Below are 26,177 nucleotides of genomic sequence, written 5' to 3'. Positions count from 1 at the left end.
ACGGATTTAGAACAAATCGGTAAAGCCGTGTTTCGGTGTGTACCTCAGGAGTTTTAGTATGGGTGAACCCATTGTGCCGAAGAAGAAATGGTCAAAGCCCGTGCTGAGGTCGATTGGTTGTATCGAGGATCTGGCGAAAAATGATGGCGTAGCAATCCAATGGCCAATCGACCGAGATGAATTGGGCCGTCTCCTGACCAGGGACAAAAAGTGATGGCCGCGCACTGACCAGTCGGGCAGAGGCCTGCCCGCAACCATTTGATTGCAAGGCCATCGCACCGCTTGCCGATCCAGTTGGGCGGATAGGCATCGCGCGCCCCTTCTTGATGATGGCAATCTGCAGCCGTCCGATCGTCTTTGCCAAGATGCTTACTGCAGGCGGGGAGCAAGGGCTTAAGGGCGGGGCTGGACACCAGCGTAATTGTCGGCTGATGCCGGTCCGCCTCGATGCGATCGAATGCAGGCCGCATCAGCAGATGCGCTTCACAAGCGGGCCGAGATCATTACAGGGCCATCGTGCCGGTCCTGAGCCTAGAGCGGTCTTCGATCAGTCTGGATCATAGCCGCACAATATGAAGTAATTGGCGCGTTCGTTTGGCTTGAAGATATCGACGAGATCGCCGATCAGGCCCCCAGAGGCCGTTCACCGTCCGCTTGCCGATCTTCCGCAACATGGCTTTGAGCTTTGAGCTTTGAGCTTTGAGAATGCCTTCTCGATCGGACTGAAGTCGGGGCTGTAGGGCGGGAGGAAGCGCAAGGTTGCGCCTGCCGCTTCGATCCGTTCTCGCACCGATGCGCGCTTGTGGCTCGACAGGTGGGGACCTCCATCAACTCGATGTTCTGAGCGTGTTCGGGCCGGCGGCGCCGATTTGGGCGTAGATGATGGCCTTTGGCGGCTCTATTCCGCCATTTCCGGGGGATTTTCTGATTTCCGGACGCACTTATCCCGTCGTTGCTCGTCGTTCGTGGAAGATCAGGCGGTGCATATTGTAGGCCAGATTGGCGAGCGTGATCTTGGCCTCGGCGCGCTTGATACCGATGGTGCGGATGAACAGGCCCATCTTGTCCTTCTGCTGAGCGAAGACATGCTCGACGCGGGCACGAACCCTGGATTTGGCGGCGTTCGCCTTCGCGGTGCGCTCCGACATCGGTTTGCCCCTTGGCTTCTTGCGATGGATGCGGCTGACCCGGCCTTGGCGCTTGAGCCACCACTCGTTGGTCTGGCTGCGATAGGCGGTATCGGCCCACACATCGGAGGCGATATTGTCGCCCGTCCCGACGTCGCGAAGCATGCGCCCATCAAAGCGCGCAGCGTCTGTGACCTTGCATTTGCGGATGAAACCGAAGCCCCGGCAGATCGAGATGCTGCTCTTGTAGCCGAAGCTCGGGATGGCGATGTCGATCCCCGGCTTGCCGTCGGGCGTGGGTCTGGCCTTGGCGAACTTCAGCGTCCAGCGTGCGTCCGTGTCCTTCTGCGCCGCCCTGGCGGGTTCGTCGGGCCATATCTCGTCGGCCGTCTTGCCTTCCTTGATCGCGTCCTTCTCGGCCCGGGTGTTTCGCTGCTTGGGTGCCGCCACCAGTGTGGCATCAACGATCTGCCCGCCCATGGCGAGGTAGCCCCGTTCCTTGAGCTGAATGTCAAAATCGGCAAACAGCGCGTCCAACGCGCCGGCCTCGGTGAGCTTCTCGCGGAAAAGGCGGATCGTGTTGGCATCCGGCGTCGCCACGCCAAGGTCGAAGCCCAGGAAGCGCAACCAACTCAGCCGATCCCGGATCAAATACTCCATCCGCGCATCGCTGACACTGTTCTGCGCCGCCAGGAGCAGCACCTTGAGCATTGCCACCGGATCATAGGGCGGACGTCCGCCCTTTGCACCGTCACCGTAAGCCAGCGCCGCGACCAGGACCGGGCGAAATGCCTCGAAGTCGATGATCCGCCCCAGTTCCTCCAGCGGATCGCCGTAGGCCGACAGCCGCTTCAGATGTTCCGACAGTCCAAACAATCCCGCCTGACGCATCGCCACCTCCCGTCAGGTCGAGTGAATCAAATCACCCGCCGAATGTCGATAGGTTGATGGAGGCGCCCAGGTTGTCCATGATGACGACGTCGCCGGGCCGCAGTTCGGGCACGAGGACCTGAGTTACGCAGGCTTCGAACCAGTCGCCGTTGATCGGGCCGTCCAGCACCATCGGCGCGACCATGCCGGTCATGCGCAGGCCGGCGACCAGCGTGGTCGTCTTGCGGTGGCCGTGTGGGAAGCCCATGCAGTCAGATGGCAACGCCGCCGAGGCAGCTTTAGGATGGCAGACGAAACCGTTTTTTCTCTTAACGTTTTGTAGGGTAATTAATCTTAAAGCTTAGCCGGACTCTATTGGAGTATCTAAATGTTTCATGACCGAGCGTTTGCTGTAGGTGTAAGAAGCCGAGATCACAGAGTGGATATCCGCACTGACACGGTTTTTGCTGCCTGCCTTGTTGAAGTGGATGACCATTTAGTGTCCGGACTGTTAAGGAATGTTTCCCAAAATGGTGCACAGATCGAGATTGATGCTGACTTAGAGATCGGTTCAAAAATTGTTTACGACGATGGACTGCAGGGTGCGGTTGAAGCTGCCATCATATGGAAGCATGAGAACTGCTACGGTGTCAGAAATTCCCAGACCATTGGTATTCTTTCTGAGTACTATTTCGAACGGGCTAATGCATATCGCGGCATTCGTATCCCAATATCGTTTTCAACTTCGACATCTGTTGAGGGGGAAAGTGAAGGTGAAAATATTAATGGTAAAATTAATAATATTTCACTTTCTGGGGCGCAAGTAGAGTGTGAGGGTGAGGTTAATTTTGAAGCAGGCCGCCCTTGCGAATTGAAAATTCGAAATCTCTTGGCGATCGATGTATATGTCCGATGGAGTTCCGGAAAAATGTTTGGCGTCAAATTCTCGAGAAATATATCTATCAACGAACTTGTTCATCTAATCGATAATTGGAATGAAGGTCATATAAATAGTACTGTTAAAGCAAAAAATTGGGGGTGTATCCCCTTTCCATACGTAACGTAGTGATGTATAAAATGGGGCATGACAACGAAGTCTCTCGCCACCGCGCAGTTCTTTCGCAAGTTTCCTGACGACGAAACCTGCCTCCAGCATCTGTTCGACGTTCGCTTTGGCGAAGGTTTCACGTGACCCAAGTGCGACCGCCCTTCCAAGTGGTTCCGCATCAAGGCGGAGCGTGCCTATTCTTGCCAGTGGTGCGGACACCACCTGCACCCGACCGTGGGCACCCCGCGAGGAGGCGCTGCCATGAGTGACCTGATCTGGTTGTCCGAAGCGCAGATGCGCAGGATCAAGCCGGGATTGTCACGTTAACTGATCGTCGGTGAGCGGAGGCTCGAACCTGAAATCTTACGCCGCAGCGGCGGATGCAGCGTTCCACTCCGCCATGGCGGCAGTTCGGAATTGGCGCATGGTATTTCGGGAGATCAAGTGACGCTGGATGGCGAAGGTGTTGTAGATTGCCGAGTGGGTGGAAACGAAGCGTTGAGCCTGGCCTTGGGATTTGAACCGCTGCATCTTTCGTTCCCGTCTTCGGACAGGAAGGTGTGAATTTTCGGCACGATTGTTGTCGCGCAATCGACCAGGCTGGTGTCGGGTGAGGGCACCCAACTCACGTAAGGCCGCAGGGTAGGATCGCAGGCCATCGGTTACGATGGCTTCGGGGACGGCACCTTGGTTCTTCAGCAGTTTTCGTAGCAATTTCAGCGCTGCTTCTTTGTTCCGGTGTTTCTGTACGAGGACATCAAGAACCTCGCCTTCCTTGTCGACGGCGCGCCACATGTACATCCGCTGGCCGTTGATCCGGACGACCATTTCGTCCAGATGCCAGACTGAATCAGCGCGACCTCGCTTGCGGCGGATGTTGGCAGCGATGGCAGGGCCGAACTTGTTGGCCCAGCACCGAACCGTCTCGTAGCAGAGGTCGATTCCCCTTTCGGCGAGCAAATCCTCGACGTCCCGAAGACTCAACGTGAAGCGGTAGTAGAGCCAAACCCCGAGCCGGATTACATCGGGCGGGAAGCGGTGTCGTTTGAACGAAATGGGTTTCATGCTGGTCCATCTATCCGATCGATTGACCGTTGACAGAGACAAGTTAGCGTTAGACTGACAGCATCAGCGGAAGTCCATAAAGACGAAAAGGACGGATCCATCTAATATCGACTCTGTCAGCCGAGCTATCCCCTGATCGAGGAATGCCTGCCATTCGTCATCAGACAGCTCCCCTGATGCCATGACGAACTCGTCATGAACCTTCTTGCCGAGCCCGCTGACGTTATTCTTGATACGGACGTTGTACGGAAAATCGCTCAGAACGGCATGGACCGACGTGCCATTGAGCAGGGCGGTATAGGTCGCTTCTTCGAGCGCATTGCCGCAGATGATCCGGTGATCGCCCAAATGCCAGACGTCGCCGATCCGGCTGACGGGCGTGTCGGGCGGCTCCTCGCATGCATCTGCTTCGCCCGTCCCGTCCGCGATCGGATCGAGCAGGATGATGTCCTGTTCCTGAGCTGAGAACCCGGTGACATCGAGGTCGATCTCCAGCTCGATGAGCTCCTCGAATTCGATCTTGAGCTGGTCGAGATCCCATTCACCGAGTTCGCCGATGCGATTGACGGCGAGCGACAGGGCGCGGGCCTGAGTGTCGTCGAGATGGTCGCACACGATCACCGGCACCCGCTCGAGACCGAGTTTCTGTGCCGCGAGAACGCGTATCCATCCATCGATGACGATACCGTCGCGGATCAGGATCGGCTGGCTGAACCCGAATTCCGCGATCGATGCCGCGACCCGTTCGATCTGCGCGGCATTGTCCTTGCGGGTTCGACGTCTGGGCGGAGCAAGTTCGGAGATGCGATATTCGCAGAGCCGAAGTTCGGGGAGGAAATCATTGCGTCCTGCACTCACGGCAGTTTGCCGAATGCGTCTTTCGCGAGCCAGGTCCTCGCGCCGCGCCCGCGTCTTGCCGAGCTTGGCTTCCTTGAACGTTCCTGCCTTCAAACCCTTCGTAACCATCGCTCGACTCCACCAATAAGAAACCCCGCCACCGCTGCTGCGGGACGGGGAATTCGTGGAAGGAACCGGACCCGTCCGCGCGTCAGCGCAAACTCAGGTCGACCATCATCCCTTCCTTGGTCCTGTCGAACACCCATCTCTGGATGCCCACCTAAGGAATATGATTCGCGGATCGAGATCAAGCAGAATTTTGGGGCAGGAGCTGATTGGATTCACGGAAGGCCAAGGGAGTCATGCCGATGGCATTGCTTCGGGTCGGCGAGGGGCTGACCATCTTGAGCCTGAGGTGCCTGGCGACTTCGCCTTCAGTTCGCCACACGGCCCAAGTGTAGGATTGGCATTCGCCAGTTCAGCGTCGTCTTCGCGTGGGGATCGAGCGAAAATTTTGGCGAACAAACTTTCCCGTTGCCCGGGTCATTTCGTGATTGGCGTTCCCGTTGGCATGTCGAATAATTCCCGTTCCCGCGATACGGGAATTTTTGGCTGAATGGCGCGGAAATCAGGGACTTCTCATAAGGTGTTTCGGCCGGATGCTGCCGAGATGCGCGAAATTCCCGTTAAATTCCCGTTAGAACGGGAGTTCCAAAGGCCCAGACTGGTTAGGTCTGCACTGCGTCCACCACCAGTCGGCTCGACGATCATCGCCAAGGCCACTACAATTTTCCCGCCGGTCCAGCATGCGGCTCTCGGACCGCGCCGCAGAGATTTCGCGGCGTCTTGCGGTAACCGGCGAAACGCGCAAGAAGCGCGCCGATGTCGCTCCTTGTGCCCCACCTCCAACGCGCGCTTGCGAAAACGGCGCAGGCCGGGCTAACCCGGACCTTGCGGCCTGCTGCGCTCGCACCGGCTGGCAGGATTAATCGCGACGGGCGGCAATGCGTCGATTTCTCGAGCAACGACTATCTGGGGCTCGCTCTCCACCCACTTTTGATCGAACGCTCGCGCGAATGGGCTGGCCGGTATGGCGCGGGTTCCGGTTCATCGCGGTTGGTAACCGGCACGCACGACGCGCACCTTGCGGTCGAGGCGAAGATCGCGGCGTTCAAGGGGACCGAGGCCGCACTGCTGTTCGCGTCCGGCTGGCAGGCGAATGCTGCGGTCATTCCCGCACTGGTCGCCGCGATGCCGGGGGTCGCCGTATTCACCGATCGGTTGAATCATGGGAGCATGCACGCCGGATGCGCGGCGGCGGGCGTTCGCCAGCACCGTTTTGCGCACAACGATCTCGATGCCCTGACCGGACTGCTGGAACGCCATGCCGCCGCACCCGCGCGCCTGATCCTGACGGAAAGCGTGTTCAGCATGGACGGCGATCGCGTCGATCTTGCCAGGCTTGCGCAGATTGCCCGCGATCACGAGGCGATCCTCTATATCGATGAAGCGCACGCGACCGGCGTCCTTGGCCCGCGAGGGGCCGGGCTGTCGGCCACGGTGACCGGCGGTGTCGACATCGCGATGGGGACGTTCAGCAAGGCGATGGGCAGCTTCGGAGCCTATATTGCGGGGTCGCGCATGCTTTGCGACTACCTCGTCAATGCCTGCGGAGGGTTCATCTACACGACCGCTCCGCCGCCAGCCGTGCTTGGCGCGATCGATGCCGCGCTCGACATCGTGCCGGACATGGACGCGGATCGCGAACGGCTCGCGGGTCTGGCCGACAGGTTGCGCGGCGGATTGGTGGGCGCGGGGTTCGATGTCGCGGCATCCAGCACGCAGATCGTTCCGGCCATCGTCGGCGACGCTGCCGCCGCCATGGCGCTGAGCGAGCGATTGGCGGCGAACGGCATGATCGCCGCGGCGATTCGCCCGCCCACGGTTCCTGCGGGGACGAGCCGCCTGCGCATTGCCCTGCGCGCGACACACGCGGAAGCCGACATCGATGCTCTGATCGCGGCCGTCGCGGCGGGCGCATGAGCGTGCGGTTGCTGTTCTTCCATGGATGGGGTTTCGATTCAGCGATCTGGGACAAGGTCGTCGCCATGGTTGAAAGTTTCGAAATAGGGTTCGCCGATCGGGGCTATTTCGGCGGATTTCGAGAAGATCCCAGCGATGGTACCGTGTTGGCCGTGGCGCACAGTTTCGGGGCGATGCGCGTGCTGGCCAACCTGCCAACGCATTGCGCGGGAATGGTTGCCGTAAACGGGTTTGATTATTTCGCGGCGCACGACGGATATCCGGGCGTACCGCGTCGGGTGCTGGACCGGATGATCGGGCGCTTCGGCGTCGATCCCGAAGCGACCTTGAGCGATTTTCGCATGCGCTGCGGCGCATCGAGGTCATTGCCCACGATCTGCGGCGATGCGCTTGGCGCGGATCTTATTGTCTTGCGCGATGGCGATTGCCGGGACGAGGCGGCGACTTTCGGTGCACCCATCCTGTCGTTGCAGGGCGGGGCGGATCCGATCATGCCGCTCGCGATGCGCGATGCCGTGTTTGCGCACGGCCAACAGGTGTCCCGCATTGTAGCGAGGGATGGCGGGCACCTCCTGCCGCTGACCCACCCCGAACTTTGCGCCAAGGCAATCCTGCAACTGGCGGAGCGGGTCGCATGAACGTCGCCCATCGTCAGCGGATCGGGCGCGCGTTCGGGGCGGCAGGCGATTACGACGGCCACGCGCATGTCCAGCGCGTGGTGGCCGAAAGTCTTGCCGATCGCATCGCCGCCATTTCCCTGCCTGCCAAGGCCCGCATATTGGAAATCGGGTGCGGCACCGGCTTTCTCACCCGCGCGCTGATCGATCGTGGCGTCGGCGGCGACTGGCTGGTGACAGATATCGCACCCGCCATGGTGGACCGCTGCCGCGCACTTGTCGGAGATGGGGAACGGCGGCGCTTTGCCGTTCTGGATGGCGAGCATGACCTGCCCGAAGACGATCGCTACGATCTGATATGTTCAAGCCTTGCGATGCAGTGGTTCGACGATCAGCATGCCGCACTGGGCCGGATGCTTGGCGCGTTGACGCCTGGCGGGCATTGCCTGTTCACGACGCTTGGCGCTGGCAGCTTCGCCGAATGGCGCGCTGCGCACATTGTCGCCGGGTGCGAGGCAGGGACGCTGTCTTTCCCGTCCGCCGAAACACTGAAGGCAATGTATCCCGAAGCGCAGCGGGCCGAGCCAGTGGTGGATGCCTTGATCGAACGTCACGACAGCGCGCTCGATTTCATGCGGGCGCTGCGGGCCATCGGGGCGCACACGCCGTCGCGTGAACATCGTCCTCTATCCCCGGCCAAGCTGCGGCGAGTCATGGCAGCGTTCGAAGCGGGCGGCTGCAGCGTGACTTACGAAGTCGTGACCTGCCATTTCGGGCGAGCGGAGCGGGTGGCATGACAGGCCCGCGCATCGTCGTGACGGGAACGGACACCGATATCGGCAAGACCGTGTTTGCAGCGGCGCTCGTCGGCGCGCTGGGCGCATCGTACTGGAAACCGGTTCAGGCCGGACGCGACGAACAGGGCTACACTGACCGCGATACGGTGGCCGCTCTGTCCGGTGTGCCGACAGCGAACCTGTTGCCCGAAGCGTACAGCCTCGTCACGCCCGCATCGCCGCATCTTTCCGCCGAAATCGACGGTATCGAGATCAATCCCGATATGCTGCAATTGCCCGAAGTCGATGGGCCGCTGGTGATCGAAGGCGCGGGCGGCGTTCTGGTTCCGATCACGCGTTCGTGGCTTTTTGCGGACCAGTTCGCGCGTTGGGGGTGCCCGGCCGTGCTTGTCGCGCGCACCGCATTGGGCACGATCAACCACAGCCTGCTGTCGATAGAGGCGTTGAGGTCGCGCGGCGTGCCCATCATCGGCGTCGCTTTTGTCGGTAATGCTAACGAGGATAGCGAGGCGATCGTCTGCGAACTGGGCCGGGTCAAACGACTGGGCCGGTTGCCTCGCGTAGACTCGCTTGATCGCGTTACGCTGGCACGCGCCTTCGCCGACAATTTCACGGTCGGGGATTTCCGTCCATGACCTCGCCCATCTGGCACCCGTTTACGCAGCACGGCTTGCGCGAACCGATCCCGTTGGTGGAACGTGGGGAGGGGGCGTTCCTGCATACGGCGGACGGGCGGTGCATCGTCGACGGCATTTCGTCGTGGTGGGTGACAACGCACGGGCACTGCCATCCGCGCATCATGCAGGCCATCCGCGATCAAACCGAAAAGCTGGACCAGGTGATCTTTGCCGGCTGGACGCACGAGCCTGCCGAAACGCTGGCGCTTGGCCTTCGCGCGATAATGCCGGATGCGCTGACCCGCGTGTTCTTTTCCGATTCCGGATCGACCAGTGTCGAAGTCGCGCTGAAGATGGCGCTCGGCTTCTGGATGGCGCGGGGGGAACGGCGGCATCGCATCGTGGTGATGGAACATTCCTATCATGGCGACACCATCGGCACGATGTCGGTGGGCGAACGCGGCGTGTTCAATCGCGCCTACGAACCGTTGCTGTTCGACGTGATACGCGTGCCCTTCCCCGAAGCAGGCCGCGAACAGGCGACTTACGACGCGCTGGAGGTGGCTTGCGATGGCGAGGCGGCGGCGTTCATCGTCGAACCGCTCGTACTCGGCGCCGGGGGCATGAAGATGTACGCGCCCCAAGTGCTGGCCGAAATGCGGACGATCTGCGCGCGCGCCGGGGTGCTGTTCATCGCGGACGAGGTCATGACCGGATGGGGCCGCACCGGCAGCTTGCTGGCTTGCGAACAGGCAGGGGTGGTGCCCGATATTCTTTGCCTGTCAAAGGGGCTGACCGGCGGTGCGATGCCGCTGGCCGTCACGATGGCGAGCGAGCCGATTTTTGCCGCGCATTACAGTACCGACCGGGCCGCGATGTTCTTCCATTCGTCAAGCTACACCGCCAATCCCGTGGCCTGTGCGGCGGCCGCAGCGAACCTTGCGATCTGGCGCGACGAACCTGTGCGCGAACGCGTAACAGCGCTGGCCGCGATGCAGCAGGCCCGGCTGGAGGCGCTGGGCGCACGATGCGAAATTCGTGGTGCCAGAACATGCGGCACCATCGCCGCGTTCGAATGCGCGGGCGATGACGGTTATCTTGCCGACATCGCACCACGGCTGATGGCGTTCTTTCGCGAACACGATGTCTTGCTGCGCCCGCTTGGCAACACCGTTTATGTCATGCCGCCCTATTGCATCGACGCAGGCACGCTGGACCGAGTGTATGATGTAATTGCCGAAGCAATCACCTGACAAAGGTTAAATGCCGGCGCAATGGCCGCCTCAGTCGTCGGAAGATTTCGATTGCTGGATCAGCAGCGTTTCCGACAGGCTCGTTCGGGAGGTGGAGATCACGTGATCGACACCCTGCACGGTGACCGCGATCGTCCCTTGTTCGGTCACTTCGATGAAGCCCTTGGATTTCAGGTACCAGGTGTGGAATGCGAAATGTTCTTCCGAACAGCCAAGCATTTCCTGCAGGAACCAGCCGATGACACCGGCATCGGAGGCATGTTCGCGACGCCGTTTGTAAAGCGCCAGCAAGATCTTGTCATGAGTTTCGGCGTCATCGACCGTTGTTTTTTCGTCCACCGCAAGGTCGGTGTCGCCGGGAAACTGATACGCTTGGCGGCCATTGGTCCTTGCGTAGATCCGGTCGTAAGCGGCGCGCTTCTCCGGGTCTTTCAGCGCGCGATAGGCCTCGATAACCTCGCCGAAACGGTCGGAATCCGCCGTTGCCAGATTGTCCGGATGAAACATCTTGGCAAAATAATGATACGCCAGTTCGAGAATTCTGGCGTCACAATCGGGGTTTACTTTAAGAACCTCGTAATAGTCTACGAATTCTTGACCATGCTCCATTTTGACGACCCCGGTGCGCGCAATTTTCCGATTGGCGAATGATTTCGGATCACGATACTTTCACTGACAACGCATATCAATGGGGCGTGATTGCTCTTTGGCATGGCAGCTATGCCGCGCGATCTATCGCACACCCCCCGTCGCCTGCACCGGGCACAGCCTGAGCGATGCGGGTCGACCGAAGGTATAATTGGCGGTTCCGCCTACCGCGCGCAGAATGTCCGGCGAAAGAATTTGGCGAGAGGAGAAATTCGCAATGCTTGAACAGGCGCTCAGCAAGTTCAGCGGACAGTCGCTGATCCGCGAACGGTTCGACAATTTCATTGGCGGGCAATGGGTTGCCCCGGTGAAGGGTCAGTACTTCGACAACATCTCGCCGGTGACCGGCAAAGCGGTGTGCCAGGTCGCGCGCGGCACGGCAGAGGATATCGAGCTTGCGCTCGACGCCGCGCACAAGGCGAAGGACGCGTGGGGGCGCATGGCGCCGGCAGAGCGCGCCAACATCCTGAACCGCGTTGCGGATCGGATGGAACAGAACCTCGACATGCTCGCGCTGGTCGAGACGATCGATAACGGCAAGCCGATCCGCGAAACGACCGCAGCCGACCTTCCGCTCGCTGTCGATCACTTCCGCTATTTCGCAGGGTGCTTGCGCTCGCAGGAAGGTTCGATCTCCGAAATCGACCACGACACCGTGGCCTATCACTTCCACGAACCGCTGGGTGTTGTCGGGCAGATCATCCCGTGGAACTTCCCGCTGCTGATGGCGGTATGGAAGCTGGCCCCGGCGCTGGCGGCGGGCAACTGCGTCGTGCTGAAACCTGCGGAACAGACGCCGATGTCGATCATGGTGCTGGCTGAACTGATCGGTGACCTTTTGCCCGAAGGCGTGTTGAACATCGTCAACGGGTTCGGGATCGAGGCGGGCAAGCCGCTGGCATCGAACAAGCGCATCGCCAAGATCGCGTTCACTGGCGAGACGACCACTGGCCGCCTGATCATGCAATATGCGTCGGAAAACCTGATCCCGTGCACGCTGGAACTGGGTGGGAAGAGCCCGAACATCTTCTTTGCCGACGTGATGCGCGAAGACGACGACTATCTCGACAAGGCGCTTGAAGGTTTCGCAATGTTCGCGCTGAACCAGGGCGAGGTCTGCACCTGCCCCAGCCGCGCGCTCGTCCACGAATCGATCTACGATCGCTTCATGGAAAAGGCGATCAAGCGGGTCGAGGCGATCAAGATGGGCAACCCGCTCGATCCTTCGACCATGATCGGCGCACAAGCGTCGAACGACCAGCTCGAAAAGATCCTGTCCTACATCGGCATCGGCAAGGACGAAGGCGCCAAGGTTCTTACTGGCGGTGAGCGCATGATGCACAGCGGCGAACTGGCCGACGGATATTACGTCCAGCCGACCGTGCTCGAAGGTCATAACAAGATGCGCGTGTTCCAGGAGGAAATCTTCGGTCCCGTGCTGGCGGTGACGAAATTCTCCAGCGACGAAGAAGCGCTCTCGATCGCGAACGACACGCTTTATGGCCTTGGCGCCGGGGTTTGGAGCCGCGATGCCAACACGTGCTATCGTTTCGGCCGCGCGATCAAGGCGGGACGCGTGTGGACCAACTGCTATCACGCATATCCGGCCCATGCCGCGTTCGGTGGCTACAAGCAGTCGGGCATCGGCCGCGAAAATCACAAGATGATGCTCGACCACTATCAACAGACCAAGAACCTGTTGGTCAGCTACAGTCCGAAGGCTCTCGGCTTTTTCTGATGCTTTCATGATGACCTTGCTGGGATCGTTTTCCTCCCGCCTCGATACCCCGGCATCTCTCTCGGGTGTCGGACTAGTGTCGAGGCCATCCCGGACCGGGGCGAGCGCCATGCTCGTCCCGGTCTTGGCGCATTCGGAGGACGGACGGGATCGAACAGCCGTACGAGGAGCATCGCAAGCATGATCGGCACCGCGCCCGCCCGCATCGTCGCCACCCCGGAAGCGGAGGCATGGATCGTCCGCCTGACCGAGCAGCACGGTCCGCTGATGTTTCACCAGTCGGGCGGCTGTTGTGACGGTTCGGCACCGATGTGCTTCACCCGCGGCGAATTTCGCGTCGGGGGACAGGACGTGTTGCTGGGGACGCTCGTCTCCGACACGCCGGTATGGATCGGCGCGGCGCAGTTCGAATATTGGCGGCATACGCAGGTAATCATCGACGTAGTGCCGGGGCGCGGTTCGGGCATGAGCCTCGAGGCGCCCGAGGGTGTGCGCTTCATCGTGCGCAGCCGGGTGTTTACCGATGATGAGGTGGCGGCGCTGAACGCAGAGGGCGAACCGATACGCGGCGACGCGATCGCGGACTGAACAGCGGGTGTTTCGGCCCCGCGCTGCCCCTTTGCTGGCGGCGCATCGGGCCTGGCATGACTCTTGGCCCGACGCTGCCAAAGCGTTACGTTGGATACCGAATGATCGACCCGTGGCGCGCAAATGCGACCGCAGGCGCGATGGAGGAGAGGGTCTTGGCAGAAAGCGACGTCCGTACGGACGGTCTCGTGGTCGTATCGACCCATGCGGCCGATCCTGTCGCCGCGGTGGCGGATATCGCCGCGTCGATCGATGGCGTGCCGATCGCCGGCGGACTGGTGTTCTGTTCGCACCGATATGCCCGCGATGCGTTGGCCAAGGCACTGGGCGAACTGATGCCCGGCAAACCTCTGTTCGGATGCACCAGCGCGGGCGAAGTCGGCGCCAGTGGATATGACAGCGACAGCATCGTCTTCATCGGTTTCCCGGCCGACGCGTTCCATCTCAAGCTCCTGCCGTTTCACGACCTCGACCGTTTCACAGCGGAACCTGCGCGCAAGGCGGTCCGTCAACTGGCCGCCGAAGCGCGGGGCGAAGCGCAGGAGGGGCTGGGCGACCAATTGTCGCATGTCGCAATCTTTCTCGTCGACGGGCTTTCGCATCGTGAGGAAATCCTGACGATGACGGCACAGGAATCGCTGGGCGACATCGACCTGATCGGCGGATCGAGCGGCGACGGGCTGGCCTTTCGCGAAACGGGCGTATTTTTCGACGGGCGGTTCCAGCGCGATGCGGCGGTGATCGGCCTGTTGTCTTCGTCCCGCCCGATCCATGTGTTTTCCGAAAATCACTATCAGCCCGGTGCGCAACGCATGGTCATAACCGAAGCGGATGCCGAAACCCGCACTGTGTTCGAAATAAACGCCGCCCCGGCGGCAGAGGAATACCTGCGCTTGATCGGAGAGCCCGGGGCCGAACTTGACCTTGCCTATTTCGCGACGCACCCGTTGATGGTCCGCACCGGCGGTGCCTATCACGTGCGTTCGATCCAGTCGGTCAATCCCGATGGCAGCCTGACGTTCTATTGCGCGATCGACCGGGGCGTCGTGATGACGATCGGCGAACCGAAGGACAGGATCGCGGGAATGGAGCGTACGTTCGCGGCCGCCGAGGCGAAGGTGGGTACACTCGATCACATCGTCGCGTTCGACTGCGTGCTCAATCGCATCGACAGCGAAAGCCGCCAGCTTGGCCGGGAGATCGCCGGGCTTTACGAACGGGCGCGGGTCGTCGGTTTCAATACTTATGGCGAACAGTTCCGCGCCGCCCACGTCAACCAGACCTTTACCGGGCTGGCGGTGGGGCGCTGATGGCGCGAAGCGGCGAAGTTATGCGCGATGGCGACCGTGGTGTCACACCGACCGACGGGCGCGATGCGGAGCTCGCCGCCTTGCGCGAACGGGTGCGGCGGCTGGAAAAAATCAATGAGGCGCTGATCGACCGGGTCGAACGGTCGAGCGACATGGACGGATCCTATTCGCTGTTCGAGACCGCCATCGCGCTGGAATCGATGGTACGAGACCGCACCGCGGAGCTTGAAACCACGCTGGAAAAGCTGGCCGACACCAACGTTCGGCTGAGCGCCGCGCACGCCGATGCCGATGCTGCGCGGGGCCGGCTTCGCGATGCGATCGAAAGCCTGTCGGACGGCTTTGCCATCTTTGACGCCGGCGACCGGCTGATCATGTACAACGAGGCATTCCTGAAGATCTGGCCGGAATTTCGCGGCAAACTGGACGCAACGACCACCTTCACCGATATGGCCCAGCAATTGGCCCACAGCGGGCGTACGGTCGGCTCCCAGATCGCTCCGGAACGCTGGGTCCGCGAACGGATCGAGCGCCATCGCGAAGCATCGGGCGCGCATGTCCAAATGCTGACCGACGGTCGCTGGCTGCAGATCAACGAACTGCGCACCAGCGAGGGGGGCACGGTCGGGATCTATACCGACATCACTTCGGTCAAGGCAGAGGACGCCCGCCAGCGCGCGCTGGAACTGGCCGGCCGCAACCTTGCGCTTCAGGCCACGCTCGACACGCTGAGCGAGGGGGCTTGCCTGTTCGATAACGAACGCCGTCTGATTGCCTGGAACGAACCGCTGGTGCGGATGCTGAATATCACCAACAACCTGCACGAAGCGATCGGCACCCACGAACGCCTTCACAAATGGTGCATCGGCAAACAGGGGCTGGATCTGGCCCATGCGATCGAATGGCGCCACGGCCGGGGCCCGCGCATCAGCACCGATTGCGAGATGCAGGGACGCCGGTTCGTCATCCGCTCGGTCGCGCTGTCGGGCGGCGGCATGGCCTATGCCTTCGACGACGTGACAGACCGCATCCGGTTCCAGCGCAGCCTGACCGAACAGGCCGAAACTCTGGAAAAGCGGGTAAATGAACGCACCGCCGAACTGGTCGAGGTGAATCGCCAGCTAGTCGATGCCAAGAACGAGGCGGAGCAGGCCAACCGTTCGAAGACCAGCTTTATCGCGGCGGCCAGCCACGATCTTCTGCAACCGCTGAACGCTGCGCGGCTGTTCGTGTCGGCGCTGGCCGAACGGCGGCTGGCGGCGACGAACCGGGGTCTTGTCCGGCAAAGCGTCGTGGCGCTCGATTCGGTCGAGGAACTGCTTGAGGCGCTGTTCGAAATATCGCGGCTCGACGCAGGCGCCATCCATCCCGAAGTGCAGTCGCTTGCGCTCGATCGTATTCTGTCCGCACTGCGCATCGAATTCGGCCCGCTTGCGCGCAAGGGCGGGCTAACGTTCGACGTGCCCGAGACGGGTTTGTGGGTGCGCAGCGACATGCGTCTGTTGCGCCGCATCCTGCAGAATTTCGTTTCGAACGCGATCCGTTACACCGCCGAAGGAAGCGTGAGGGTCGTGGCGCAAGTCGATGGCGACGACATCCTGATTGCGGTCACCGACACGGGCGCGGGCATCGCCGAAGATAACCGCGAGACGATCTTCGAGGAATTCCGTAGGCTGAAAAAGACGTACAAGACGCCGGGAAAGGGCCTTGGCCTGGCGATCGTCCGCCGCGCGAGCGCGATGCTGGGCCACCGCATCACGCTCGAATCCGAACCCGATATAGGTTCGACCTTTACCATACGGGTGCCAAGGGCGGAACCGGTCGCAATGCTCGAAGAAGCGCCCGCCGACCCCCGCCGGTCCACGCGCACAGGTGGCACCGTAACGGTCGTCGACAACGACGAACAGGTCCTGCAAGGCATGCGCGTGCTGCTGGAAAATTGGGGCCTAGTGGTCGTGACCGGCGGCCATCCCGACGATCCCGCCGTTGTCGAAAGCGTGGAAGGCGGCACCGGGCTGCTGATCGCGGACTATCACCTCGATGACGGGATGACAGGGGATGAGGCCATCGCCATGCTGCGTGCTCGCCATAGCGGCGATCTGCCCGCCATCGTCATCACCGCCGACCGCAGCGACGAGGTGAAGCAGAAGCTGGCGTCACAGGATCTGCCTGTGCTGACCAAGCCGGTCAAACCCGCACAATTGCGGGCGTTGTTACGGAAGCTGGAGCTGACTGGGTAGCGATCAGGGGCAACTGGCCCCGGTCAGTCGATGAAGCCGATCCGGTTGGCGAGGATCACCGCTTGCGTTCGGCTGAACACGTTCATCTTTTGCAGGATGGCGGAGACGTGCGCCTTTACCGTCGTCATCGATACGCTGAGTTCGTGTGCGATCTGCTTGTTGAGCAAGCCGCCGACAAGATGTCCGAGGACGATCCGCTGTTGCGGGGTCAGGCTGTCAATCCTTGCCCGGATCGCATCGTCTTCGCGCATGCGAGCATCGTCGGAATCGTTCGTTTCGAGATCGGGCAGGAATATCTCGCCCATCAGGATCTGGCGCAAGGCATCGACGATGGCCTGGCGCTTCAGCGATTTGGGCACGAACCCTGCGGCACCCGCGGCCAGCGCGTCGCGCATGATGACCGGATCGGATACGCCCGTGACCATCACCACCGGCGTACTGGGAAAATCGGCGCGGAGTTGTTTCAGGCCTGACAGGCGATTGACGTCGGGAATGTTGAGGTCAAGCAGTACGAGATCGACCTCGTCCGCTTTTTCCAAGGCGTCGAGCGCCTGCTCGAAGCTGTCGGCTTCCAGAATTTCGCAGCCGGGAAAACTGATTTCAAGGATCGAACGCAATCCGTCGCGCACCAGCGAGTGGTCGTCGACGATCAGGACGCGATCGGGTGCGGGAACCTCGTTCATCCTCAGCCTCGGTTCGAAATCGGTTGCATGCTGGTTCATAGCGGGTTGGCGGCGGCCCGTCACGTCGAGGGGTCGTGACGGGCCGCGCTTGCCTTTCTATTGGTTATACAGCTTGAACACCCAGAGCGAACCGCCCTGGCTGATGTCCTTGAATGTCTTGGCGACTTCACCGCCCCACAACGGAACCGCGCCGCCCCAGCCGGACATGACCGCGACATACTGTTCGCCGCCGTCTTCCCACGTGATCGGCGAACCGACGACGCCCGAACCGGTGTTGAACTTCCACAGTTCCTGTCCGGTCTTGGCGTCGAACGCCTTCAGGTATCCTTCGGGCGTGCCGGTGAAGACGAGATTGCCGCCGGTCGACAGGACGCCGCCCCACAGCGGGGCCGGGTTCTTGTATTCCCAAACAATCTTGCCGGTCTTGGGATTCATTGCGCGAAGGGCGCCGATGTGGTCGTCCGCGATCGGTTTGATGGTAAAGCCCGCACCCAGATAAGCCGCGCCTTTTTTGTAGGCGATGGGTTCGTTCCAGATGTCCATGCCCCAGTCGTTCGACGGAACATAGAACAGGCCCGTATCCTGGCTATAGGCCATCGGCATCCAGTTCTTGCCGCCAAGGAATGACGGCGAGGAGAACACGACCTTGCCCTTGTCCGCACCGTCTGGCGCGCCGGGGCGGCCATCCTTGGTGAAGTTGGGGCGACCGGTCTTCTGGTCGATGCCATCGGCCCAGGTCGTCTGCATGACGAACTTGTGCGCGCCGATGAACTTTCCGTTCGTACGGTCGAGGACGTAGAAATAGCCGTTACGGTCGGCCTTTGCGCCCAGCTTCATGTCCTTGCCGCCGATCTTGGCGTCAAAGGGGATGAATTCGTTCACGCCGTCGAAGTCCCAGCCGTCGTGCGGTGTCGTCTGGTAGTGCCACTTGATCTTGCCGGTGTCGGCATCGATCGCCAGCGTGGACGAGGTATAGAGATTGTCGCCGGGACGCAGGTGGCTGTTCCACGGGGCCGGGTTGCCGGTGCCAAAGTAAAGCAGGTTGGTGCCCGGATCGTAGGTGCCGCCAAGCCAAGTCGCGCCGCCGCCGGTCTTCCACAGGTCACCTTCCCAGGTGGCGTTGGTCTTGCCGGTGATGCCGTTGTCCTGTCCGCGCAGCGAACCCATGTGGCCTTCGATCGTCGGGCGGTTCCAGATCAATTCGCCGGTGTTGACGTCGCGAGCCTGAACGGCGCCGACGATACCGAATTCACCGCCGGAGTTGCCGGTGATGACCATGTCCTTGACGATGATCGGTGCGGCGGTGGCGGAATAGCCGGCCTTGTAATCGCCGACTTCCTTGTTCCAGATAACCTTTCCGGTGTTGCGGTTCAGCGCGACGAGATGCGCATCCAGCGTGGCGAAGATGATCTTGTCGCCATGGATCGCGGCGCCACGGTTGACGACGTCGCAACACGGCATGATGCCGTCGGGCAGGCGGGCGTTGTATTCCCACTTTTTCTCGCCGGTTTTCGCATCGAAAGCGAACAGGCGGGAATAAGAGCCGGTGACGTAGATCGTGCCGTCATAGACGATCGGCTGCGATTCCTGCCCCCGCTGCTTTTCGCCGCCAAGCGATGCCGCATAGACCGGGACCAGCCGCCTGACGGTCTGGGTATTGACCTTGTTAAGCGCCGAATAACGCTGTTGCCATGGGCCCATGCCATAGCTGAGCACGTCGCCGGTCGAATTGGCGTCGTTCATCAGCTCGGCCATCGACGGGCCCCCTGCTGATCCATCGGCGTGATTGTCCGCCATGGCCGGCACACCCATGGTTGCGCAAGATGCCGCAAGAGCCACGGCAAATTTCTTGAACTGCCCCTTCATCCTTCCCTCCATCGTAAGACCTAAGTCATTTACGCGGGCGCATTTGCACCCATGTCATTGGTTTTGTGTCGTCGAGACTAAAGCACGCCCGATGCCCGGCAATTGAACCTTAGGACGAGGCGCAGACGGTCATTTCGACCGGCAAACCGGCCGAAGCCTTCATGCGACCGGTGCCACCGCACTGGCAGGGCGCCAGTCGACGCCGTATTTTGCAAAGATGGCGGTCATTCGCCCGTCGGCCATCATGGCGTCCATCTGTTCTTCGATCGCAAAGCCTAGGCTACGGCTTTTTTCATCGACCGCGATGCCGACATCCCAACCGGGGGAAAGCATCGCGGGCAGCGGCCCCTTGCGTCGTTTCGCGCCATCACCCGGCGCGTGGCTTAGCGCGGATTGGATCTGCGCGTCGGTCGCGACGGCAAGATCGGCGCTGCCCGCCTTTACCGCGGCAACCGCGTCAAAGCCGCTGGTGTAATGGGTCACGTCGGATCGCAGTATGCCGCCGAAATTGCCGATCAGGTAGAAATCGGGGATCGAATCAAGTTCGGCCGCCAGCCGCTTGCCGCGAAATTCGGTCGGCATGCCTTCGCATTCGGGCATGCCTGATGCGCAGGCTGCGCCAAAGGATTCGCGGTAATAGGGTGCAAGTATGACGACCTGGTCTTCCCTTGCCGCAAAAGTGCGGTCGAACGGGACATGCATCATCACGTCGCATTTGCGAAAGCCCAGCAGGCCGCCGCGCCAAACGACATTGCGCAAGTCGTCGGACACTTCCTCGTCCGCCGGAAAGAGCGCCAGATCGGGTCTTACGCCAAAATGTTCGGCGAGCGCCCGGGCGATGTCGGCGTCGATGCCGACGACCTTGCCGTCTTCCTCGAACGACCACGGCTGGTTGTTCTGGTAAAGCCCGAAACGAAGAGCGCCCAGCTCGCGCACGGTGGCGAGCGGGGCGCTGGTCGCGGCGCGGGGCAAGGCCAGTGCCCCCGCAGATGCCGCGAGACCACCAAGAAAAGCTCTGCGCCCGTATGTCATGGTTCAATCGTCCGTGTGAACTGATTCGATATAGCTGCGGATGGCCCAGCCGGCTTTCTGCCCCAGCACGTCGCCGAACGGAGGCATATAGACCTTGCCGTCGTGACTCGATCCGTTGCGATAACGTTCGATGAACCATTCATCGCCCGCGGCGCCCAGTTCGAGGTAACGCAGATCGGGCGCAATGCCGCCGGAAATCGCCTGAAGCCCATGGCACCGGGCGCAGTTCTGGCCATAGGCGGAGGTGCCGATCTCGATCGCCTTGGCATTGCCGGAATAGGGGTTTTCGCCCAGCCATTGCTCGCCGATATCGGGCAGGGCCGACGTATCGACCGCCTGCGGCGTCACGTCGCCGTGGGCCAGAAGCTGCGGACCGGCCAGACCGGCAAGGGCGATGGCCATGGCGCCAAGCGCCAAGCGTGCGGTGGATTTCGACATTGGCAAATGCATCCTCAATCTGCGACCCGAAGGTGGGTCCGCGCAAACGTCCCCCTTGGTTATCAAGCACAATAGCCTTCCGAAGCGCAGGCACCCATTGCACCTTGGTACTATGTTGCGAGACGAGCACCTCAGGGTAGAACAAGCGCATGAAAAAGCAGCAACTCTCCATCGGCCTGTTCGCGGGGATCGGCGCGCTGTCGTGGCTGGCCCTGCCTGCCGACGCGCGGGCGGCGACCGCCTATGTCAGCAATGAACGGTCCGATACGGTCACCGTGATCGATCTCGATACGCAAACGGTGACCGCAACGTGGAACGTAGGCCAGCGCCCGCGCGGCATCACCCTGACGCGCGACGGCAAGTACGTGCTGATCTGCGCCAGCATGGACAACGCGGTTGAGATGCGCGACGCCAAGACCGGCGATCTGGTCGCCGTTCTGCCGTCGGGCAACGATCCGGAGCAGTTTTTCGTGTCGCAAGATGGCAAGACGCTTTTCATCGCCAACGAGGATGACGGCGCGATGACCGCGGTCGACCTTGAGACCCGGCATGTCGCCTGGCAAGTGGCGGTGGGCGAGGAGCCCGAGGGCATCGCGCAAAGTCCGGACGCGAAATGGCTGTTGGTGACGGGGGAAGAGGACAACACCGTCAGCTGGATCGATGTTGCCACCCGCGAGGTGGTGGAGGAAATGGAGACCGATTTCCGCCCCCGCCATGTCGAATTCACGCCAGACGGATCGCAAGTCTGGGTCGCGGCCGAAGTCGCCGGCACGGTCCATATCATTGACACCGCAACGCGCAGGATCGTGGAAACCCTGTCCTTCGCGCCGCCCGGCATTGCTGCCTACAAGGTGCTGCCCTGCGGCATTCGGTTCACCCCCGACGGCAAGACCGCGATCGTCGCCCTTGGCCGGGCAGACGGCGTGGCGATCGTCGATGTCGCCAGCCGCAAGGTAACCGGTTACGCCACGACGGGCGGAAGGCCATGGCATCTCGCCATCAGCGAAGATGGCGGCACCGCGATCGTTGCCAACGGGACGAGCGACGACATTGCCTTCGTCGACCTCAAAACCGTGAAAGTCACGCACCGGCTTCCGGCCGGCAAGGGACCGTGGGGCGTCGCCATCGCCCGTTGATCGCGTGTCCGCGACCCATCTTGCGATATTGGCCTAAGGAACGAGAACCAAAGTCCAATATCCCGATACACAGGGCCGCACCATCTTCCTTTGGGTCGCTTCGGGCGATTCAAAAAGAAAGGAAGGGGGAGTAAGATGGTCTCCAGGATCATGTATCGAGGTGCGGCCGCGGCGGTTGCAATTGCCCTGTCGACAGCTCCGGCATATGCCGGATCGAGCGAAAGCCTGCTGCAGCGCCTTCACGAAAAGGGCATTCTGACCGACGACGAATATGCCGCCCTGCTCGCCGAAGAACAGAAGGAAACGGCTGCTGCGCACGTCGCCACGCCGGCTGCTGGCTCGACCGCAGCACCTGCCAGTTTCGATCCCGACAAGATGGTGAAAATGACCGATAGTGGCATCGGCCTTCAGGTCGGCCCCGCGACGATCAGGTTTTCGGGTTCGGTCAACGGTTTCTACGTCCACGACAATGCCGATACGCCCACCGCGACAACCGCGGTCACGGGTGGCGTCGCCAATGTCTCGGGCAGCAATTCCAGTTCAATCCGCAACGGGCTCCTGCCGGGTTTCCTGGTGGTGAACGTATCGACCCAGCAGGAAGGCTGGGACGTGGGCGCGACATTCGGCATGTATCCGGGCATCAATTCCACCGCCTGGGGCACATTTGGCGCCAACAACGGCGGCCAGCCCACCGGCCTTGCCACTGCCGGCATCGATTTCCGCCAGACGTTCATGACCTTCGGCAAGCCGTCGTTCGGCACGGTGAAGATCGGGCGCGACATCGGGCTCTTCGGATCGGATGCGATCCTGAACGACATCACGCTGCTGTCCAGTGGCACGCCGGGCGGCAATGTCGCGCCGGGCAATACGACGCTGGGCCGGATCGGCGTGGGCTACATCTACACCGATTTCCAGCCGCAGATCACCTACAGCTCGCCCAAGTTCGGCGGCGTGCAGGCCAGCGTCGGCGTTTTCCAACCGCTGAAATCGATCACCGGACAGGACCAGACGAACGCCGATCCCGGTTTTCAGGCCAAGCTGACCTATGACGGTGATTTCGGCGGTGTCAGCGCGCACCTGTGGGCTGGCGGCATCACGCAGAAACACGAGCTGGTCTCGGGCGAATCGTACACCGGCAAGGGCGTCGACGCGGGCGCCAAGCTGACGGCAGGGCCGATCACGGCGGTCGGTTATTACTACACGGCCAAGGGGCTGGGCACGACCGTGCTGGGCCTGTTCGATACCGGCGGGGCGGGCAACGCGCGCAGCAGCGATGGTTTCTATGTCCAGGCGCTCGCCACATTCGGCAAGATCTCCGTCGGCGGCAGTTATGGCGAAAGCCGCCTGGATTACGCAAACGATGCCGACATGCTCGCCAACCCAACGCTAGTCGACACCAACATGAGCTACGTCGGTCAGCTTCGCTATGGCCTGAACAGCTGGGTCACGTTGATCAGCGAGTATACGCATACAAAGTCCGAAGCCCACAACGGCAACGAAGCGCAAAGCGATGCGCTGGCCGTCGGGGGAATTCTTTTCTTCTGAGTTTACCTTGGAGTGCCTGTTCCTTAATGCCTTCATTTCGGCGGCCACGGCACAGTGGCCGCCGATTATGCTTTTGCCATATGCAATATAAGAGATCCCGGGATGTCCATGTCAGGCCGCAAGTCGTTTCTTGCCCTTCTTTCCGCCTCTGTCGCGACGACGGCGGCACCCGCGCTTGCGCAGGACAGCGATGCCGAAGGCGCGACGGTGCGTTATGGCGAACCTATCGTCGTGGTTGGCGAAGGACTGCCCGAAACGCCCGCAACCGAAGCCTATGACGTGACCGTCCTCGATCGCGAAGACCTGGTTGCCACGGGATCGGGCAGGATCGAGGATGCGCTGAGCAATATCGCCGGGTTCCAGCAGTTCCGCCGTTCCGACAGCCGTTCGTCGAACCCGTCGGCACAGGGCGTGACGCTGCGCGCGCTGGGCGGCAATGCGTCGAGCCGGGCGCTCATCCTTCTGGACGGGGTGCCGATGGCGGACCCGTTCTTCGGCTACATCCCGTTTTCCGCGATCGCGCCCGAACGCCTGTCTAGCGCTCGGGTGACGCGTGGCGGCGGCTCCGGCCCATTCGGCGCTGGCGCGCTGGCGGGCACGATCGAATTGACCAGCGGCGGATACGGCCAGTTGGGTGGCATTTCGGGCCATGCACTCGTCAACGATCGCAGCGAAACCGAACTGAGCGGCACGGTGGGTCAGAAGCTGGGCAGCGGCTTCGTGCTCGTTTCCGGGCGCTGGGACCACGGCAAGGGGTTCTTTACCACACCGGTCGATCAGCGCGTTCCCGCCACGGCGCGGGCCCGGTACGACAGCTGGTCGACCCAGCTTCGCGGTGTCGCGCCGATTTCCGAAACGGTCGAATTGCAATTCAACGGGCTGATCTTCGACGACAACCGCACGCTGCGTTTCGACGGCGCGGATTCGTCGAGCAAGGGGCAGGACGCCAGCTTGCGGTTTGTCGGTCGGGGCGACTGGGCGTTCGACCTGCTCGGTTATGTGCAATCGCGCAATTTCACCAACATCGTGATTTCATCGACCCGGTTCACGCCGGTGCTGGATCAGCGCAACACGCCGTCCACGGGCCTTGGCGGCAAGTTCGAATTGCGCCCGCCGGTGGGCGACATGCACACTCTCCGGCTGGGCGTGGATTATCGCATGTCGGACGGCGAATTGTTCGAAGATGCGATCAGCGCCTTTTCGGGCGCGGTCACGCAGCGTCGCAACGCGGGCGGAACTACCACGGACCTCGGCTTTTTCGTGGAAGATGACCTGTCCCTTGGCGCGCTGACGCTGACGGCGGGCGCGCGGGCGGACCGTTATGCGATCAACGACGGTTTCTACATCGCGCGCAATGCGGCCGGAACCATCGTCGAAGAAAACCGCTTTGCCGACCGTTCGGGCTGGCAGGGTTCGTTCCGCGGCGGGGCGGTGTTCGACATCGGCGAAATCGCGCAACTTCGCGCTGCTGCCTATACCGGCCTGCGCCTGCCGACGCTGAACGAGCTTTATCGCGGATTTACGGTCTTTCCGGTCGTCACGCTGGCCAATGCCGATCTCGAAAACGAAAAGCTTGAAGGATACGAGGCGGGCATCGACCTGACGCCGGGCGAGGGCGTGACGCTGTCGCTGACCGCGTTCGACAACCGCGTGAAGAATGCCGTCGCCAACGTCACGCTGGCCCCCAACTTGCGAGAGCGGCAGAACATCGACGCCATCCGCGCCAAGGGGGTGGAGCTGGCCGCTGGTATCGACCGCGGCATCGTCAGCCTGAAGGGTTCGCTCGCCTATACCGATGCCAAGGCGCGCGACGCTGGCGCGGATTTCGACGGCAATCGCCCGGCGCAAACGCCCAAATGGGTTGCGGGCGCGACGCTTGCGCTGACCCCGGCGGACGGCTGGCTGCTGGCGACCACGCTGCGCCATGTAGGCAAGCAGTTCGAGGATGATCTGCAGGAAAACATCATGCCATCGGCCACCACGGTCGACGCTTATGCCAAACTGCCGCTATCGCACGGAATATCGCTGATGCTGCGGGGCGAAAACCTGACGGACGAAAATATCGTGACCCGCAACCAAGGCGGTTCGATCGATTACGGCGCGCCGCGCACCGGCTGGATCGGGATCGGCTTCGATCTGTGACGCAAGGAACCGCGATCGCACGTTACAACGGTGTGGCAAGGGCGCTGCACTGGACGATCGCGGTTCTCATCATCGGCAACCTGCTTGGCGGCTTCCTGCACGATGCGCTTGAACCTTTCGTGCGCATCATGCCGTTGCACAAAGCCGTCGGGCTGACTGTGCTGGCGTTGTCACTGGTGCGGGCGGTCTGGCGCCTGACGTCCAAAGCGCCGCCGCTGCCCGCAGACATGTCGAGATGGGAAACGGGCGCCGCCCATGCGACGCATTTCGCGTTCTACCTGCTAATAATCGCGCTGCCGCTAACGGGGTGGATCGTCGCGTCGGCGGGCAAGTATCCGCTGTCGTGGTTCGGCCTGTTCGACGTGCCCAAGCTTGCTGTGACGCGGGACGATGCGCTCTATGCCATCGGGCACGAAGGGCACGAATTGATGGGCGTGATGGCCGCGGTGCTGATTGCGCTTCACGTCGGCGCGGCACTGCGCCATCATTTCGTGCTGAAGGATAACGTCCTGCGCCGCATGGCGTAAAAACGCCCCG

23 protein-coding genes and 2 pseudogenes are annotated in these 26,177 nt (G+C 61.6%); 14 read left to right on the top strand and 11 right to left on the bottom strand.

All coding sequences use genetic code 11. From position 1 onward, the window contains the following. Positions 1-91: 91 nt before the first annotated feature. From EKN06_RS11870 to EKN06_RS11855, 4 genes and pseudogenes are all read right to left on the bottom strand, one after another. Positions 92-364, bottom strand: a complete 273-nt coding sequence (locus tag EKN06_RS11870; protein ID WP_127613135.1) for a hypothetical protein — start codon at positions 362-364, stop codon at positions 92-94. Between the two features lie 183 nt (positions 365-547). Next, positions 548-817 (bottom strand): annotated as a pseudogene (locus tag EKN06_RS16175) (transposase); the annotation flags it as partial. A gap of 124 nt (positions 818-941) precedes the next feature. Beyond that, complete coding sequence (locus tag EKN06_RS11860; RefSeq protein ID WP_127613134.1) at positions 942-2,018, bottom strand: IS5 family transposase; 1,077 nt, start codon at positions 2,016-2,018, stop codon at positions 942-944. A 61-nt stretch (positions 2,019-2,079) separates the two neighbouring features. Next, a pseudogene (locus EKN06_RS11855) lies at positions 2,080-2,256 on the bottom strand (transposase); the annotation flags it as partial. A gap of 180 nt (positions 2,257-2,436) precedes the next feature. On the opposite strand from EKN06_RS11855, the gene EKN06_RS11850 reads away from it, so the two are divergent. Next, positions 2,437-3,063, top strand: coding sequence for a PilZ domain-containing protein (locus EKN06_RS11850; protein WP_164844052.1), 627 nt, complete (start codon positions 2,437-2,439; stop codon positions 3,061-3,063). A 345-nt stretch (positions 3,064-3,408) separates the two neighbouring features. On the opposite strand, the gene EKN06_RS11845 is transcribed toward EKN06_RS11850, so the two are convergent. Further along, positions 3,409-4,110, bottom strand: a complete 702-nt coding sequence (locus EKN06_RS11845) for an IS6 family transposase (RefSeq protein ID WP_127613132.1) — start codon at positions 4,108-4,110, stop codon at positions 3,409-3,411. Positions 4,111-4,173: 63 nt separating this feature from the next. Beyond that, positions 4,174-5,076, bottom strand: coding sequence for a ParB/Srx family N-terminal domain-containing protein (locus EKN06_RS11840; protein ID WP_127613131.1), 903 nt, complete (start codon positions 5,074-5,076; stop codon positions 4,174-4,176). A gap of 753 nt (positions 5,077-5,829) precedes the next feature. On the opposite strand from EKN06_RS11840, the gene EKN06_RS11835 reads away from it, so the two are divergent. From EKN06_RS11835 to EKN06_RS11815, 5 genes are read left to right on the top strand one after another with little or no spacing between them, the layout of a single operon-like run. Beyond that, positions 5,830-6,990 (top strand): aminotransferase class I/II-fold pyridoxal phosphate-dependent enzyme, encoded by a 1,161-nt coding sequence (locus EKN06_RS11835; RefSeq protein WP_127613130.1) that lies wholly within the window; start codon positions 5,830-5,832, stop codon positions 6,988-6,990. Further along, positions 6,987-7,628: an alpha/beta fold hydrolase gene (locus tag EKN06_RS11830; RefSeq protein WP_127613129.1), complete on the top strand. Its 642-nt coding sequence runs from the start codon at positions 6,987-6,989 to the stop codon at positions 7,626-7,628. The genes EKN06_RS11835 and EKN06_RS11830 overlap by 4 nt, the downstream gene beginning before the upstream one ends. Then, a complete protein-coding gene (locus EKN06_RS11825) occupies positions 7,625-8,404 on the top strand; it encodes a methyltransferase domain-containing protein (protein WP_127613128.1) in 780 nt (259 codons plus the stop codon). Before EKN06_RS11830 ends, EKN06_RS11825 begins: the two co-directional genes overlap by 4 nt. Beyond that, positions 8,401-9,039, top strand: coding sequence for a dethiobiotin synthase (gene bioD, locus EKN06_RS11820; RefSeq protein ID WP_127613127.1), 639 nt, complete (start codon positions 8,401-8,403; stop codon positions 9,037-9,039). Before EKN06_RS11825 ends, bioD begins: the two co-directional genes overlap by 4 nt. After that, on the top strand, positions 9,036-10,274 hold the full coding sequence (locus tag EKN06_RS11815) for an adenosylmethionine--8-amino-7-oxononanoate transaminase (RefSeq protein WP_127613126.1): 1,239 nt from the start codon (positions 9,036-9,038) through the stop codon (positions 10,272-10,274). Before bioD ends, EKN06_RS11815 begins: the two co-directional genes overlap by 4 nt. A 30-nt stretch (positions 10,275-10,304) precedes the next feature. On the opposite strand, the gene EKN06_RS11810 is transcribed toward EKN06_RS11815, so the two are convergent. Continuing rightward, entirely contained in the window at positions 10,305-10,883 is a 579-nt protein-coding gene (locus EKN06_RS11810; RefSeq protein WP_127613125.1) for a DnaJ domain-containing protein, read from the bottom strand. Positions 10,884-11,139: 256 nt separating this feature from the next. Between EKN06_RS11810 and adh the strand changes: the two genes are divergently transcribed. The 4 genes from adh (at position 11,140) to EKN06_RS11790 (ending at position 16,798) form a co-directional block, all read left to right on the top strand. Beyond that, positions 11,140-12,660 (top strand): aldehyde dehydrogenase, encoded by a 1,521-nt coding sequence (gene adh / locus EKN06_RS11805; RefSeq protein ID WP_127613186.1) that lies wholly within the window; start codon positions 11,140-11,142, stop codon positions 12,658-12,660. A 180-nt stretch (positions 12,661-12,840) separates the two neighbouring features. Continuing rightward, complete coding sequence (locus tag EKN06_RS11800; RefSeq protein WP_127613124.1) at positions 12,841-13,248, top strand: DUF779 domain-containing protein; 408 nt, start codon at positions 12,841-12,843, stop codon at positions 13,246-13,248. A gap of 155 nt (positions 13,249-13,403) precedes the next feature. After that, complete coding sequence (locus EKN06_RS11795) at positions 13,404-14,558, top strand: FIST N-terminal domain-containing protein (RefSeq protein ID WP_240654868.1); 1,155 nt, start codon at positions 13,404-13,406, stop codon at positions 14,556-14,558. A 20-nt stretch (positions 14,559-14,578) separates the two neighbouring features. Continuing rightward, complete coding sequence (locus EKN06_RS11790; protein ID WP_127613184.1) at positions 14,579-16,798, top strand: hybrid sensor histidine kinase/response regulator; 2,220 nt, start codon at positions 14,579-14,581, stop codon at positions 16,796-16,798. A 23-nt stretch (positions 16,799-16,821) separates the two neighbouring features. Here the strand turns inward: EKN06_RS11790 and EKN06_RS11785 are convergent, their stop codons facing one another. The 4 genes from EKN06_RS11785 to pedF form a co-directional block, all read right to left on the bottom strand. Then, positions 16,822-17,520, bottom strand: a complete 699-nt coding sequence (locus EKN06_RS11785) for a response regulator transcription factor (protein ID WP_127613123.1) — start codon at positions 17,518-17,520, stop codon at positions 16,822-16,824. Positions 17,521-17,577: 57 nt separating this feature from the next. Next, complete coding sequence (locus tag EKN06_RS11780; RefSeq protein ID WP_127613183.1) at positions 17,578-19,293, bottom strand: methanol/ethanol family PQQ-dependent dehydrogenase; 1,716 nt, start codon at positions 19,291-19,293, stop codon at positions 17,578-17,580. A gap of 213 nt (positions 19,294-19,506) precedes the next feature. After that, positions 19,507-20,379, bottom strand: coding sequence for a substrate-binding periplasmic protein (locus EKN06_RS11775; protein WP_127613122.1), 873 nt, complete (start codon positions 20,377-20,379; stop codon positions 19,507-19,509). 3 nt (positions 20,380-20,382) lie between these two features. Then, on the bottom strand, positions 20,383-20,817 hold the full coding sequence (pedF, locus tag EKN06_RS11770) for a cytochrome c-550 PedF (protein WP_205693884.1): 435 nt from the start codon (positions 20,815-20,817) through the stop codon (positions 20,383-20,385). A gap of 149 nt (positions 20,818-20,966) precedes the next feature. Here pedF and EKN06_RS11765 point away from each other — a divergent pair, with 149 nt between their 5' ends. The 4 genes from EKN06_RS11765 to EKN06_RS11750 all read left to right on the top strand — a co-directional run bounded on the left by EKN06_RS11765 (position 20,967) and on the right by EKN06_RS11750 (position 26,167). Continuing rightward, positions 20,967-21,953, top strand: coding sequence for a PQQ-dependent catabolism-associated beta-propeller protein (locus tag EKN06_RS11765; protein ID WP_127613120.1), 987 nt, complete (start codon positions 20,967-20,969; stop codon positions 21,951-21,953). A gap of 135 nt (positions 21,954-22,088) precedes the next feature. Beyond that, entirely contained in the window at positions 22,089-23,498 is a 1,410-nt protein-coding gene (locus EKN06_RS11760) for a porin family protein (RefSeq protein WP_127613119.1), read from the top strand. A 108-nt stretch (positions 23,499-23,606) separates the two neighbouring features. Further along, positions 23,607-25,640 carry a TonB-dependent receptor plug domain-containing protein gene (locus tag EKN06_RS11755; RefSeq protein ID WP_127613118.1) on the top strand — a complete coding sequence of 678 codons (2,034 nt, stop codon included), beginning with the start codon at positions 23,607-23,609 and terminating at the stop codon, positions 25,638-25,640. Between the two features lie 14 nt (positions 25,641-25,654). After that, entirely contained in the window at positions 25,655-26,167 is a 513-nt protein-coding gene (locus EKN06_RS11750; protein WP_127613182.1) for a cytochrome b, read from the top strand. Positions 26,168-26,177: the final 10 nt, after the last annotated feature.

It is taken from the genome of Croceicoccus ponticola (assembly GCF_004004515.1).
Taxonomy (GTDB): domain Bacteria; phylum Pseudomonadota; class Alphaproteobacteria; order Sphingomonadales; family Sphingomonadaceae; genus Croceicoccus; species Croceicoccus ponticola.
This window is presented reverse-complemented; position numbering and strand designations above follow the sequence as displayed.